The sequence below is a fragment of the Herbaspirillum sp. B65 genome, from assembly GCF_000333555.1.
In the GTDB taxonomy this organism is placed as follows: Bacteria; Pseudomonadota; Gammaproteobacteria; order Burkholderiales; family Burkholderiaceae_D; genus Herbaspirillum; species Herbaspirillum rubrisubalbicans.
On the sequence record NZ_BADI01000390.1, the window covers coordinates 1 to 14,437 of the forward strand.

The window sequence follows — 14,437 nt, forward strand, 5'->3', positions numbered from 1 at the left end:
GCCGCCCTGCAGAAACTGAAGGTCAACGAAACCAGGCTCGAAAAGAATGGTCCGCTCTGGAAGAACTGGGATGCCATCGCCGCCGCCATCGTCGGCAGCAAGAAGGATGGCAGCGAAGTCAACACGCTGGACAAACTCAACGACGTGGTCAAGCGCGCCAATGACGCGATCATCGTCATCCGCAAGTATGCCAACGGTGATAGCGAGGCCCAACCCACGCTCAATGACTACAAGAACGTCGGCCTGGTGAACTTGTCACCGGACAGCAATGGCGTCCGTCAACCTCTGGTGACGAATGCCAACTTCAGCGCCATCAACGCCGCACTCAAGACCAGCTACGTTGACGGCGCCAAGGCCGACACCCCGCAAGACTTGCGCACCATCATTTCAGCCTATGACGCCATCCTCAATGCTGCCGATGGCACTGCCAACAACATCAAGGGCAGCATCACCAAGGATCAGTACGCCGACATCGGCAGCGACATTGCAGGCGTGACCAAAACATCGACCCTGGCCAGCAATGCCGACGCCGCTACCCTGGCACTGCTGAACTCGGTCATCGACAGTAAAGGTCATGACGACGTCAATACCCCTGAAGAAATCAACACCCTGGGCGCGCTCATCAACAAGCTCATGCAGCAGGTGCAGGATGCTACGCAACAGGGGGAATTCATCACCAGCGACGAATTGACGCAACTGGGTGTCACGCTCAAGGATGATCCCACTCAAGCCGATGCCGCTCTGAGCAGCCTGTCGGAGGCCGCCTTCAAGGCCGTGCGCTATGCCATCGGCGCCACTGCCGATAGCGGTGCCGATGTCGATTCGCAACCCAAGCTGATCAAACTGGTCCGTGATGCCGCCGTGGCCTACAAGAAAATCCAGACCTACGCGGATCTAGCTGCACTGCCAAACAACTTCCTCACCGATGCCCAGCGCCCCACCGCCGCCGACTTCAAGGCCCTGGGCCTGGCCGTACCGAACAGCGTGAAGACTGACGACGCCATCGGCGTGGCCGCCAGCCTGGCATCGCGCCTCATCACCAAGGACAGCATCGATACCCCGGCAAAGCTCATCGCCTTGCTCAATAGCTGGGATGCACTGCTGACCCTGGCGGATGGACAAGCCAATGCCACCCCCCTGGATAACGCTGGAAGAACCAGCTTCCTCGATCATCTGACGACGATTGGGGTGGCGCCATCCAATCCGCCCATCTCCAGCAGCGTGACGGATCTGCTGCACACCGCAATGGATCGCCTGACGACCAATGCCATCAATGGCCCCGACAAGATCACGGCACTGCGCAACACTGCCGCTGGGCTCATCGCCCTGGCCGACCATCCGAGCGCCTACGACGCCACCAAATTGACGACACCGCTCGCACTGGACGACCTGATCAATCTTGGCGTACTCGATACCGGCAGCAATGCCGGCACCGCCGCCGCCGCCCTGTCGGCACTGGCCGCGCAGGCTGACGCCGCCAGCATCGACAGCATGGCCGAGGTACGCGCCATTGCCAAGGATGCCAAGGATGCCCTGGCCAAGATTACCCGCTATGCGGAAAACATTGCCCCTGCCAATGCCCCTGCCGAACAAGTTCCGACCGCCAACGACTATCGCGCCATCGGCCTGGTCGCCAAGAGGGAGGGCGTACTGAGCCCGATTGTGAGCAACGACATGGTGGCGGCCCTCAACAGCGCGCTGGCCAGCACCACCATCAACGCAGATAAAGCCGGCGATCCGGCCAAGCTCAAGCACATCGTCGAAGCCTATCAGCGCATCCTCGACAGCCATCCGGCAAGCGCTGCTGCGCCGGCCGAAGACGACTACAAAGCCATCGGCATCACCGGCACGGCGACCGACTCCAAGGTCTTGCTGGACAGCGTCGTCAAGAAGCTGTCGCTGGACCAGCTCAAGAACCAGCACAACCTGCAAAACGCTGCCGACGCCGTAGAAAAAATCGCCAGCCTGGCCAAGCTGGGTAGCCACAACGGCGCCGAGACACCGCAGACGAGCGATTTCACCGCCCTGGGTCTGGACATGGGCTCGCACGCCAAGGCCGCTGCACTGCTGGGCAGCGCCATCGGCAAACTGGCCAGCTTCGACAAGGTCAACAGCGTTGATGCCATCGACGGCTTGCTGACCCACGTCAACAAGCTGCTCGACTACGCCAAGAGCGAAGGCGCGACGCCGTCGCTGCAGCCCAACGACGAAGATTTGTCTGCACTGGACATCGATATCACCGCCTACACTGCAGAGCAGAAAGTGGTGATTCTCCATGCCATCGGTACCAATGGCGGCAAGAATGGCGAGAACCTGGAGAGCGTAAGCAAGATCGTCGATACGCTGATCGCAAACGCCATCAGCGCCTTCAACAAGATCAGCGATTTTGCCCAGACCAATAACAACGATGAGAACAAGCAACCCACTGCCGCAGACTACAAGCAGATGGGCGTGCGCGGCGTAACCGGCGACAATCTCGCGGCCATCAATGCCGCCTTGGCGACGGATACCGTCGGCAAGGACCAGGCCGACACCTGGCAAGAACTGCAGGACATCGTCAATGCCTACGTCAAGGTACAAAAAGTAGCCGACGGCCAGCGCAACACGGACGATAACGCCGCCCTGCCGAACAAGAGCGAGCTGGCCTTGCTGGGCGTGGACGTGAGCACATTGCAGAACGATGACCAGATCAAGCTGCTCACCACGGCGCTTGACGCCATCAAGTTCGACAAGGTCAACACGCCTGCCAGCATCCAAACCATCATCGCCTCTGCGGTCAAGGTCATTGCTGCCGCCAACAAGGGCAAGGCAGCCGCCAGCAACATCAGTCAGACTGACCTGGAAAACCTGGGCATCAATGGCTTGAGTAATGATGTGATGGACTCCATCCAGGACTTGATCGGCAACAATGCCGCCAGCGACCTGAACACCAGTGGCCACCTGCAAAGCCTGATCGACGGCCTGCTCAAGGACATCAAGCTGATCCGCAACTATGCCTCCAAGACAGCAAACGATAACGCCGAGCTCGGCGCGTTGGGCGAGGTGTTGACTCCGACCGCTCAGAACTACACCAACGCGGGTGTCACTGGGGTCGATGCAAGCAACATCAATAGCATCAACGCTGCCGTCGAAGCGCTGGGTGATCCTATCGCTCACGATCACAGCAAGGTCGACAGTCGCGCCAAGCTGCAGACCATGGTCGATGCCTACCGGCACATCCTGCAAGCCGCCGATGGACAGGCCGGCAACCTGCCGATCACACGAGAGCAGGTACTAGCCATTGGCGTCAACCTTACGCTCATCCCGGCTGACAACCTGCCTCGCAACAAGGCTGCCCAGGCACTACTGCTGACCGCGCTGGATGCACAACCGAATGACAAGAGCAGCGTGCGCACCCCGGCCGAGATCAACAAACTGGTCGGCCTGGCCGCCGACGTGGCGGACTATGCCGCTGGCACCAATCCCACTGCGCCCAATCGCGACACACTCAGCAAATTGGGCGTGAAATCCATCCTGACTCTGGTCAATGGCAAAACGCCGGGCACGTTGTCCCTGATCCAGCAGATGCTCAAGGCCGCTGGTGAGAACCAGGAAGACTTGGCCTCGCTCGACCTGGGCAAACTGCAAACCATGGCCAATGCCGCCGCCAAGCTGCGCAATCTGGCCAGCGTGGCGGATATCATCAAGGAAGAAGACCGCCCCGCCGCCAACGCTATCGAAAATGGCGATCCCAAGCCCGGCGCACCGTTGACCCATGCAGAGTTCGCAGTCTTGCAGATGAAGGTGGTCAACACGGCAGCGCATCTCAAACTGCTCAATGAAGCCTTCGACCGCCAGGACAGTTTCAGCGCCGTCTCCAGCCTGCAGCAAATCAAGAATCTGAACCTGGCCGACATCGTCAACCGCGTCATGCAGCAAGCCAACGCCGGCGAGCCTGATCCTGCACACCCCGGCCAGACTATTGCCGCCACCACCATCAGCGTGGACGAGTGGGGCAAGCTGGGAGTCGATACGGTGGACAACGATTCGCTCTCCGCCTTCATGGCCGCCATCCGCAGTCGTGCACCAGTCGATGTGGATACGGTGAAGGAATTGCAGGAGACGGCCGATAAAGCCAGCAAGGCCCAGCTCAAGATCAAGAACTTCGCCACCAGGTATGACCTCGGTGCCCTGGCCGATCCCACCAATGCTGAGGAGGTGGGCAAGCAACCCGTGTCGCAGGACTTCGTCGACATGGGCATCACTGATGTGGACAAGTACGTCACCCCCACTGATCGGGCCGATGGCATGGCCGAAGGCCTCTTCGCCATCCTCTCCAGCCTGGCCACTTCCCACGTCAAGGGCGCACAGGTCGCCTCGGCGGAGCTGGTGCAGGGCATCGTGAACAGCGTCAACAAGATCATCGGCCTGACAGCAGGCGCCACCGAGCAGCCCACGGCAGCGGACTACACCCTGATCGGTTGCAACATTACCGGCCTGGAGAACGCTCATCAATTGAGCCTGCTCAACTCGGTCATTGCCGCCAAGCCCATCTCCAAGAAGGACACCCCGGCCGAGATCGATACCCTGGGCGAGAAAGTCCGGTCGTTGATGGAAAGCGTCAAGAACGGCACCCCCGCCAACCTGACTGCCGACTTGCTCACCGAACTGGGTCTGAGCACCAATGGGCTCGAAGGCGATAGCTTCGCCACGAATTTGGCCGCCATCGCCTCCGGCATCGTCAGCGGCAAGACCGATGGCAGCAACGTCAAGACGCTGGCCGAGTTGCAAGAAGTCATCAAGCGTGCCGACGCCTCGCAAAAAAAGATCCGCATCTATGCTGCCGATGGAGCCAACGCTGACATTCCTACTACGGATGACTACAAGAACATCGGCCTGGTCAAGGCCGCCGATGCCACCGGCGTGCGTGAACCGCTGGTGATCGCCACTCGCGTGGACGCCATCAACGCCGCTCTGCGCACGACCTACATCGACAGCACCAAGGCCAACACGCCAGCCAATCTCAAGACCATCGTCAACGCCTACAACGCCATCCTCGACAGCGCTGACGGCACAGCAGGCAGCACCGCTATCACGGCCGAGCAATACAAGGCCATTGGCGTGAGCATCGATGGCGTCAGCACCGGCACCGCCAATGCTTCCACCCTGGCCCTGCTTAATTCGGTGATCGACATCAAGCAAAGCACCGCCGTCGACATCCGGCCAGATCGATGCGCTGGGCGAGATCGTCAACAAACTGATGCTGCAAGCCAAGTCCAGCGACTTCAGCGCCGAGAAGATCAGCTCGGACGACATCGAAAAGCTGGGCATCACCCTCAACGCCGTTGACGCAACAAAGAAGTCCGACGCGTTCAAGGCCGCGCTCTACGCCATCGCCAAGACCAGGGACGATGGCAGCGAAGTCGATTCCGTGACCGAGCTGCAAGAGCTGATCAATAAGGCCATGAAGGCCTACGACAAGGTCAGTAACTATGCCGCACTGGATGCGGAACCAAGCGGCTTCCCCGACGATGCAGGCCGTCCTACCGAGGCCGACCTGGAAGCGCTGAAGATGACTATTTCCGGTCTTTCTCCCGAACACACTTCGGAAATAATCATTGCGGTCGCCGCCAGCCTCGCCTCAAACGCTCTTCAAGCGGCGGCTGTCGACACCTCAGAAAAGCTGCAAAAACTCATATTCAGTTGGTGGCATCTACTTAGTCCTGTTCCTGGATACGATTCCACGCAATTCAGCAACGACCTCCTGCTTGTCGGTGTGAGCACCGAGTCCGATCAACCGGACAATCCCGCTCTACGGCTGCTGGAATGGTCCATGGCTCGCCAGTCAATGAGCGACATCAACCGTCCCAAGAAGCTATCCGATCTTCTGGCTAGCTCCAAGGCCTTGGTGGCCCTGGCAAACACCAACCAGGCCTATGCCGACGATAACCTCCCCTCCAAGCTGAGCCTAGATGAACTGATCAAGCTGGGCGTCCTCGCCACTGGCAGCAGTGCCAACACCGCTGCCGCCGTGCTCAGTGCGCTCTCGACAAAGGCCCGCGCCGACGACATCGACACCATGGACGAAGTACTCGTCATTGCCAATGCCGCCAAGACCGCGCAAGAAAAGATCGCCGCCTATGCCGATGACACCAATAAGCCCGTCCCGGAGGTGACGGACTATGCCGCTGTCGGCCTGACCGTGGCTGCCGACATGCTCGGCGCCATCAACTCGTCCCTGGCCAGCTCGGAGATCAAAGCCGCCCACGCCGGTAATCCGAAAAAGCTCAAGAGCATCATCGATGCCTATGGCCGCGTGGTCAACAGCCACACTGCCGACACCGCCGCTGCGGCCAAGGAAGATCTGGAGGCCATCGGCGTCACCGGCGTGAAGCAAGACAGTAAGACCCTGCTGGATAGCGCCATCAAGACCCTCAGCGTAGAAAAGATCAAGGATCAGGCCCAACTGCAAAAAGCCAGCGATGCCGTCGAAAAGATCGCCATCCTGGCCAAGCTGAACGGTCGTACCGGCAGCGCTGATCTCAGCACCGACGACTTCAGCGCTCTGGGGGTGGACATGCAGGGCAAGCACAGCTCCAGCACCAGCTTGCTCGCGACCGTCATCACCAAACTGAACAAGTTCACCGATGTCGATAGCGTGGCCGAACTCACTACCCTGCTCGGCTACGTCGACAAGGTCTTGCAGTACGCCGCCGACGAAGGCAAGACCGCGGCGCAACCCAGCATCGACAATCTGAAGGCCTTGGGCGTCACCATCAGCGACACTTACACCGCCGAGCAAAAAGCCGTCATCTTGGCCGCCATCGGCACCAGTGGCAAGGATGCCAGCCACGTCGACACCGTGACCGAACTCGACACCCTGGTCACCGAGGCCGTAGCAGCGCTCAGGAAGATCAGCACCTATGCCGAGACCAACAGCAACGTCCCATCGCATATTCCCGTTGTAGAGGACTACCGGAAAATGGGCATAGCCAACGTCAGCGACGCGAATGTCGGCGCCATCAACGCCGCCCTGGCCACCACCACCGTCACCGGTCTCATGGCCAATTCCCAGGCTAAAGTGCAAGGCATCGTCAATGCCTATCTCAAGGTATTGGACGCCGCCGATGGCAATCGCACCAAATCCACCGACAACGAGGCACTGGGCAAGCTGCCCAGCACCAGCGACCTCGAATTGCTGGGGGTTGACGTCAGCCAGTTGACCGACACCAACCAGCGAGACCTGCTCATCAGCGCGCTGGATGCCTTAAGCCAGGACAAGGTCGATATGCCCACCAAGATCGACAATATCAACGCTTCTGCCCGCAAGATGTTGGCAGCGGCGGGCGACGCCGAGAAGGCCAAGCTGTTAGCGGCCAACGACTTCGTCGCTCTGGGCGTCACCGGTCTGGAAGAGCTGGAGGATTCCACCCTGCAAAGCCTGCGCGGCCTGGTGGCCGGTTCCACCAAGGCCGCCATCGACACCAGCGCCGAACTGCAGACTCTGGCCGATGGCCTGCTGATCGACCTCAAGCTCATCCGCGACTACGCCACCGATACCACCAACACCAAGCCGACACCGAGCCTGATCAACTACACGAACGCTCATGTCAAGGACGTAACCAACGATAATCTGGAGAGCATCAACGCCGCCATCCGCGCGCTGGGCAGTAACACGACCACCGTCAGCCAGGTCAGCAGTCCCACCAAACTGAATGAGGTAGTCACTGCCTACAATCGCGTCTTGTTGGCCGCCAGTAATGGCACCGCCACTGTTGCTCCGCCCCTGACCAGTGAAGACCTTACCCGCATCGGCGTGAAGATCAGTGAGAAGCCCGGTGAGGCCAACGCAGATCGCAACGCCGCCGCCCTCAAGCTCCTGCTGACCACGCTGGAACTGCAACCGGCCGACAAGAGCACAGTCAAGACCCCGGCCCTGATCAACCAACTGGCCGAACTGGCCGGCAAGATCGCCGACTACGCCGATGGCCTCGCCGGTGCCACCGCACCGAATACCGCCGATCTGACCAGGCTGCAAGTGAAGTCCATCCTCGCCTGGGCGCCAACGCCATGCTGGCGGTCTCGATGGCCGTGGCCAAGGCCGCTGCCGAAGAATCGGGCCTGCCGCTGTATCGCTACTTCGGTGGCAGCGGTTCCATGCAGATGCCGGTGCCGATGATGAACGTCATCAACGGCGGCGCCCACGCCGACAACAACCTGGATATCCAGGAATTCATGATCATTCCGGTGGGCGCTCCGAGCTTCCGTGAAGCCCTGCGCTATGGCGCCGAGGTGTTCCATACCCTGAAGAAGATCCTGCACGATCGCGGCCTGGCCACCTCGGTCGGTGACGAAGGCGGCTTCGCCCCCAATGTCTCCAGCCACGAAGAAGCCATCAAGCTGATCATTGAAGCCATCGAGAAGGCTGGCTACGAGCCGGGCACGCAAGTCGCCCTGGGCCTGGACTGCGCTGCCTCCGAATACTACAAGGACGGCAACTACCACCTGGCCGGTGAAAACATGGTGCTGACCCCGGCCCAGAAGACGGGTCTCTTGGCTTCCTGGTGCGACAAGTACCCCATCATCAGCATCGAAGACGGCATGGCCGAGAACGACTGGGCGGGTTGGAAGCTGCTGACCGAAACCCTGGGCAAGAAGGTGCAGCTGGTGGGCGACGACCTGTTCGTCACCAACACCAAGATCCTCAAGGAAGGCATCGACAAGGGCATCGCCAACTCGATCCTGATCAAGATCAACCAGATCGGCACCCTCACCGAGACCTTCGCCGCCATCGAAATGGCCAAGCGTGCCGGCTACACCGCCGTGATCTCGCACCGTTCGGGCGAAACCGAAGACTCGACCATTGCCGATATCGCCGTGGGCATGAACGCGCTGCAGATCAAGACCGGCTCCATGTCGCGTTCGGATCGCATGGCCAAGTACAACCAGCTGCTGCGTATCGAAGAAGACCTGGGCGACATCGCCAGCTATCCCGGCCGCGCTGCGTTCTACAACCTGAAGTAACAAGCTTGCGGCGCCCACCCCAAAGGCAGGCGCCGCATTGAGAGCTCCCGGCTATGCGCCTGATCATCCTTTGCCTGTCCTTCCTGCTGGTCGTGATCCAGTATCCGCTTTGGCTGGGCAAGGGCGGCTGGTTCAAGGTCTGGGAGCTCGACCGCCAGGTGCAACTGGCGCACAAGAAGAATGACGAACTCAAGGAGCGCAACGCCAAGTTGGCTTCCGAAGTGGATGACCTGAAGCAGTCCAAGGGTGCCGTGGAAGAGCGTGCCCGCTTCGAACTGGGCATGATCAAGCAGAACGAAGTCTTCATCCAGCTGCTCGACGGCAATTCCGGCAAGCCCGCTTCTGCGGTCAATCCCAATCCCTTCATGCCCAATTCCGGGCAGCCTGGCAGTGTCTCGGTTCCCGCCAATACGCCGGGTGCGTCCAGTCATGGCGCAACCCGCTGAACAGTCACTCGCTGGTCCAATTTCCGCTTGGTTGCATGAGTCTTGATACCCCGCTGACCTGGCTTGGCTTGACTACCACGCCTCTGGAACTGGTTTCCTTCGTGCTGGCTATCATCACTGTCTGGCTCAATATCGGCCAGAACCATTGGGCTTGGCTTTTTTCCATCCTCTCTTCCTTGCTGTATGCGGCCGTGTTTGCCGATGCCCGCCTGTATGGCGATGCCGGCTTGCAGTTCGTGTTCGTGGCGGTCTCGGTGTGGGGTTGGTACCAGTGGCTGCGCGGCGGCGAACAACATCGGCCCTTGCGGGTGTCCCGGCTGGCCTCCGGCGGCTGGGCTTGCATGGTCGGCGCCTGGCTGGCCGGATGGTGGCTGCTGTCCTGGTTCCTGCAGCGCTATACCGATACGGACGTGCCGCACATGGATGGGTTCCTGACCGCAGGCAGTCTGGTCGGGCAATTCCTGCTCTCACGCAAGAAGCTGGAAAACTGGCTGGTGTGGATCGCAGTCGATGTGCTCTACGTAGGTTTGTACGTGTACAAGCACCTGACGCTGACGGCCATGCTCTATGCCTTGTTCGTGCTGATGGCCGCGGCCGGATGGCGTCGCTGGCGACGCACGGGCGACGCCGGAGCAGCCTGACCCCGGCTCAAGCGTCCGGTGGCGCGGCCGGAGGTGGCTCGGCAAAGACGATGCGGTTCTTGCCGGCGTTCTTGGCCTTGTACAGCGCCACGTCGGCGCGCTTCAACAGCTCGGCCTGCGATTCGCCCGGGTAATACAGGGCCAGTCCGGCGCTGAAGGTGATGAGCAGGCGCTGGCTCTCATGCATGAAGATGCGTTTGGTCAGTTCGCGCTGCACGCGAGTGATGATCTGTACCGCATCCTGAGGCTCGGTCTCGGGCATGAGCACCACGAATTCCTCGCCGCCGAAGCGGGCGATCACGTCCAACCGGCGCAGCGTTTCGCGGATCACCTGCACCAGGTGGACCAGCACTTCGTCGCCGGTGGCATGGCCGTGGGTGTCGTTGATGCGCTTGAAATCGTCCAGGTCCAGCAGGGCCACGCACAGCGGCGTCTCGCGGCGCTGCGCATTGGCGATCTCGCGGTCCAGCGATTCGTCCATGCCGCGCCGGTTCAGGCTGCCGGTCAACTGGTCTTCACGCACCAGTTCCCCCATCTGCAGCAATTGCTGTTCCAGTGCATGGATGCGGTCCTCGGCCTTTTCCACCTCCTGGCGCGCATCTTCCATGGCGTCGCGCGAGCGGGTGGCTTCTTCCTGGGCCTTCTGCGTCTCGGTCATGATCTCGCTCAACACGCTGTTGAGATCGGCGATGTTGCCGGCCTGGCTGATCTGCTGCGAGAAGCCGCGGATGGTGCGCTGGTAGTTGTCGGTGGTGGAGACCATGGCTGAGAGCCGGTCCACGAAGGTCAGCATCATGTTCTTGACCACCACTTTTTCCTCGGACAGGGTGTTCTTCAGCAAGCCCTGCTTGTAGATCACTTCCTTGAGGTTCTTGGTGGCATCGGCCAGCGAGGTGCTGCTGAGCGGCCCGGCGATCAAGCTTTGCACCGTCTCGATCTGGCTGGACAGCCAGGAACCCTGCTCCAGCAAGCCATTGATGTTTTCCAGCAGCAACTGGAACAGGCGCATCAGCAATTCCTGCTGCTGGGCCATGTCGTCGGTCTTGAGTTCGATCTGGAAGCTCAACTGCTTGACCCGGGCAATGATGTCATTCATCGATTGCTCGGAGAAGGCCATCTTTAGTTCCTGGCCGCTATTGCGCGATTCATTGGCCAGTTCCGGTGCGGTCGACAGCAGCGAGGGCAGGTTGAACACCAGGACCCGCACCAGCATTTCGCGCAGCATCTTCTCTTTCTTGCTGTCGCGGATGAATTGGCGTTCGAGATCGATTGGCACCAGTTCGCCATGCGGCACCACGGGTGCGGGAGGAGCGGCGGGGCGGCTTTGCCAGTTGGCCTCGGCAAATTCGATCAACTGGCGCTCGAAGGACGACCAGTCGCCATTTTCACGCGCCCGCACCAGGCGTGTGCCCAGCAGGCCATTCTCGCCCGGCTGGCGCGACAGCCGGGTGGCGAAATTGTCCATCACCGATTCGGCGGTCACGCCCGGCAGGTCGCCCTGGATCTCGTCATAGGCGATCCGGTAGGCGTCTGGAGTGGGCGCGATGCGCCGGGCTCCCAGTCTCTGGAAAGCTTCTCGGGCGATCTCGACAGGCGTGAGCGTGGTCGGTTTCTTGGACATGCCGGCTGACTATATTGTTGGTGTACTGGTCTGTTTGCGACAGGGAGTTTCCTACGGTATCGACGCACCCGGACAATGCTTGAGTAGCGCCACCACCTCGGTCATCATGCGCACGCGGCCTGGTCCCCTGCAGTCGCACCACACTGCCTTCCCGTGGAGTGGGAGGAGGCAAAATGACAACTTATTGTACGTCAGTACAGGTCCTCTGGATGCCTTTAATAGGGGGAGAAAAGCCCCGCTTCAGCCCGTGCTGGCGAGCTGATCCGGGCGTTTTTGTGAGTTTTATTCCACCAGGTCGTTCTTGAGGGCGTAATGGGTCAGTTCGGCGTTGTGGCGCATCTTCATCTTGGCCAGCACCCGCGAGCGGTACATGCTGATGGTCTTGACCGACAGCAATAGTTCGGCGGCGATGTCGCTGACGGTCTTGCCCGAGGCGATCATGACCATGGTCTGGTATTCGCGGTCGGAGAGGGTTTCGTGCAAGGGAGTGTCGTGGTCGAAACCGATCTGGTTGGCCAGTTCCTGGGCCAGTGAAGGGCTGACGTACTTGCGACCGGCGGCGGCCTGGCGGATGGCTGCTATCACCTCGCTGGGCGACGCCTGTTTGTTCAGGAAGCCAGCGGCACCGGCTTTGAGGGCGCGAATGGCGTACTGGTCTTCGCGGTGGATGGACAGGATCAGCACCGGCAGGTCCGGTTGTTCCTTGCGGATCTGCTTGAGGATGTCGATGCCGTTGCGATCGGGCAGCACGATGTCCAGCAGCATGACATCGCCATCCCCTTCGCGGGCCAGCTTGATCGCTTCCAGCCCGTTGGCGGCGTTGCCGGCCACGACGATGTCCTTGCTGACGGCACAGATCTGGCGCAGACCCTCGCGCACGATGGCGTGGTCGTCGGCGATCAGGACCTTGATGGCGGCGGTGGCTTTCTTGCTCATGGGCGTACTGCGAAACTCCTCTGGACGAACCGGTTGGGCGAGGCCGTATTCTATAGCGTTCGTTCAGTGTGCGACAGGCATCTCCAGGCGCACCAGCGTGCCGCCTCCCGTGCGCGCTTCCAGCACCAGGCGGCCGCCCAGCGCCTGCGCCCGCTGGCGCATGTTGGTTAGACCCTGGCCTATACGTCCGCCGCGTGGCGCCCGATCCGGATCAAAGCCGCTGCCGTCGTCGGCTACGCTCAGTTGCAGGCGTTCCTCGTCCACCTGCAAGCGCACCTCGATATGGCGGGCATGGGCGTGGCGCGCGGCATTGTTGAGTGCTTCGCGCAGGATGCGCAGCAGGCTCAGGACCACGAATTCATCCTCAAGCTGCAGCGTGCAGTCGCACTGCAGCTTGCACTCCAAGCCACTCTGGCGACTGAAATGACGGCACTGCCAGGTCAGTGCATCGACCAGTCCGAACTCCACGATGGGCGGGTGCAGGTCATCGATGATGCGCTCCATGCCCTGGCTGGCCTGCTCTAGCAATTGCTGGGCGTACTCGGCCTGGGCCAGCCAGGGATGCTTTTCCTGGGCCAACTGCTCGCGCAACTGGCCCAGCGCCATGCCGAGGCCAGTCAGTTGTGCGCCCAGTTCATCATGCAGGTCGCGGGCGATGCGTGTGCGTTCTTCTTCGCGGATACGCTGTGCTTGCGATGGGTCGGGCAGGGGCAAGGCGGACATGGAGGGCGGCTTGAGGGTGATATGAACAAGTCTTCATCATAGCCGCCCGCAAAGGCCGGGTCATCTATCCTGTATCAAGGATTTGATGAAGAACAAGGTAATGAAGGGCAAGCTGTGCTGTCGATGCAGAGGAGGGGCGTCTGAAAAAAATATCACAATGGGCTATCCAAAAAGCAAAACATGCTGCTATAATTTTGTTTTTCGCGGCTGTAGCTCAGCTGGATAGAGTACTTGGCTACGAACCAAGGGGTCGTGGGTTCGATTCCTGCCAGCCGCACCAGATATAAAGGGTCCATCGCAAGATGGGCCCTTTTGTCTTTTCTGCGCCTGATTTTGCGCGGGCTTATTCCGTACCCCTGTCCCGTGCCCCAGTCCCGCGCGTCTTTTCCTTGCCTATGTAGTGGGTGCGTCCGCCTCCCGCGATGGCGCAAGGGGCAGCCAGTGCGCCACGGTCTGATTGATCAATTCCATGAATTCGCGGGCGTCCACCGGCTTGACCAGGTAATCATTGGCGCCGGCCGCGTGCGAGCGGGTGGCGTCGGCTTCGTCGTAGGAGGTGGCGAACATGATCACCGGCAGCGCGCGCGTATGCGGCTGGCTGCGCAGCATGTGCAGCAGGTCCAGGCCTTCCATGCGCGGCAAGCGCGGCTCCAGCAGGATCAGGCAGGGCAGGGTGTCGGGGTGGTCCACGGCGTGCGGACTGAACAGCGACTCCATGGCCCGCTCCGCATCTTCGAACCAGCCGAAGGCGCAATCGAGCTTGCTGCGCCAAAGGCTGAAACGCGCCAGTTCCACCGACTCAGGACTGGGGTCGACCATCAATATGCTGGGGCGGGACATGCTTGTGCTTATGAGTGAAACTGGGCGTTGTTATTGGAATAGTGCGCTTCTGGTGTCGGCAAGTTTGACATAGCAAGTCACATAAATCCATTGCTCAATGTGCGTGCCGCAGCGCTTAGCAAGCCGGCAAGGGGCTTTTCTTCGTGTTGCCGCGCTGCCGATCCGGTAGACCAGGGAGCTTACGTCAGAATTACAAGGCGGCGTGATGCCGGGCCGGGCTCATGAAT

6 protein-coding genes, 1 tRNA gene and 2 pseudogenes are annotated in these 14,437 nt (G+C 60.6%); 5 read left to right on the forward strand and 4 right to left on the reverse strand.

Annotated features, from left to right (window positions below; translation table 11 throughout):
- From I5W_RS32000 to pnuC, 4 genes and pseudogenes are all read left to right on the forward strand, one after another.
- Positions 1 to 5,328 (forward strand): annotated as a pseudogene (locus I5W_RS32000) (Ig-like domain-containing protein); the annotation flags it as partial.
- Between the two features lie 2,703 nt (positions 5,329 to 8,031).
- Positions 8,032 to 9,003: pseudogene (eno, locus tag I5W_RS09510) on the forward strand (phosphopyruvate hydratase); the annotation flags it as partial.
- Positions 9,004 to 9,056: 53 nt separating this feature from the next.
- Positions 9,057 to 9,449 carry a cell division protein FtsB gene (ftsB, locus tag I5W_RS09515; protein ID WP_017450250.1) on the forward strand — a complete coding sequence of 131 codons (393 nt, stop codon included), beginning with the start codon at positions 9,057 to 9,059 and terminating at the stop codon, positions 9,447 to 9,449.
- A gap of 35 nt (positions 9,450 to 9,484) precedes the next feature.
- Positions 9,485 to 10,090: a nicotinamide riboside transporter PnuC gene (pnuC, locus tag I5W_RS09520; RefSeq protein ID WP_044529039.1), complete on the forward strand. Its 606-nt coding sequence runs from the start codon at positions 9,485 to 9,487 to the stop codon at positions 10,088 to 10,090.
- 7 nt (positions 10,091 to 10,097) lie between these two features.
- On the opposite strand, the gene I5W_RS09525 is transcribed toward pnuC, so the two are convergent.
- From I5W_RS09525 to I5W_RS09535, 3 genes are all read right to left on the reverse strand, one after another.
- Entirely contained in the window at positions 10,098 to 11,711 is a 1,614-nt protein-coding gene (locus tag I5W_RS09525; RefSeq protein ID WP_044529040.1) for a GGDEF domain-containing protein, read from the reverse strand.
- Positions 11,712 to 11,993: 282 nt separating this feature from the next.
- A complete protein-coding gene (locus tag I5W_RS09530; protein WP_017450253.1) occupies positions 11,994 to 12,647 on the reverse strand; it encodes a response regulator in 654 nt (217 codons plus the stop codon).
- A 63-nt stretch (positions 12,648 to 12,710) separates the two neighbouring features.
- On the reverse strand, positions 12,711 to 13,370 hold the full coding sequence (locus I5W_RS09535) for a sensor histidine kinase (RefSeq protein ID WP_017450254.1): 660 nt from the start codon (positions 13,368 to 13,370) through the stop codon (positions 12,711 to 12,713).
- Positions 13,371 to 13,573: 203 nt separating this feature from the next.
- On the opposite strand from I5W_RS09535, the gene I5W_RS09540 reads away from it, so the two are divergent.
- Positions 13,574 to 13,650, forward strand: a tRNA-Arg gene (locus tag I5W_RS09540).
- Positions 13,651 to 13,763: 113 nt separating this feature from the next.
- Here the strand turns inward: I5W_RS09540 and I5W_RS09545 are convergent.
- The gene (locus I5W_RS09545) at positions 13,764 to 14,210 is read right to left on the reverse strand and encodes a response regulator (RefSeq protein ID WP_017450255.1); all 447 of its coding nucleotides are present in this window, start codon (positions 14,208 to 14,210) and stop codon (positions 13,764 to 13,766) included.
- Positions 14,211 to 14,437 lie beyond the last annotated feature (227 nt).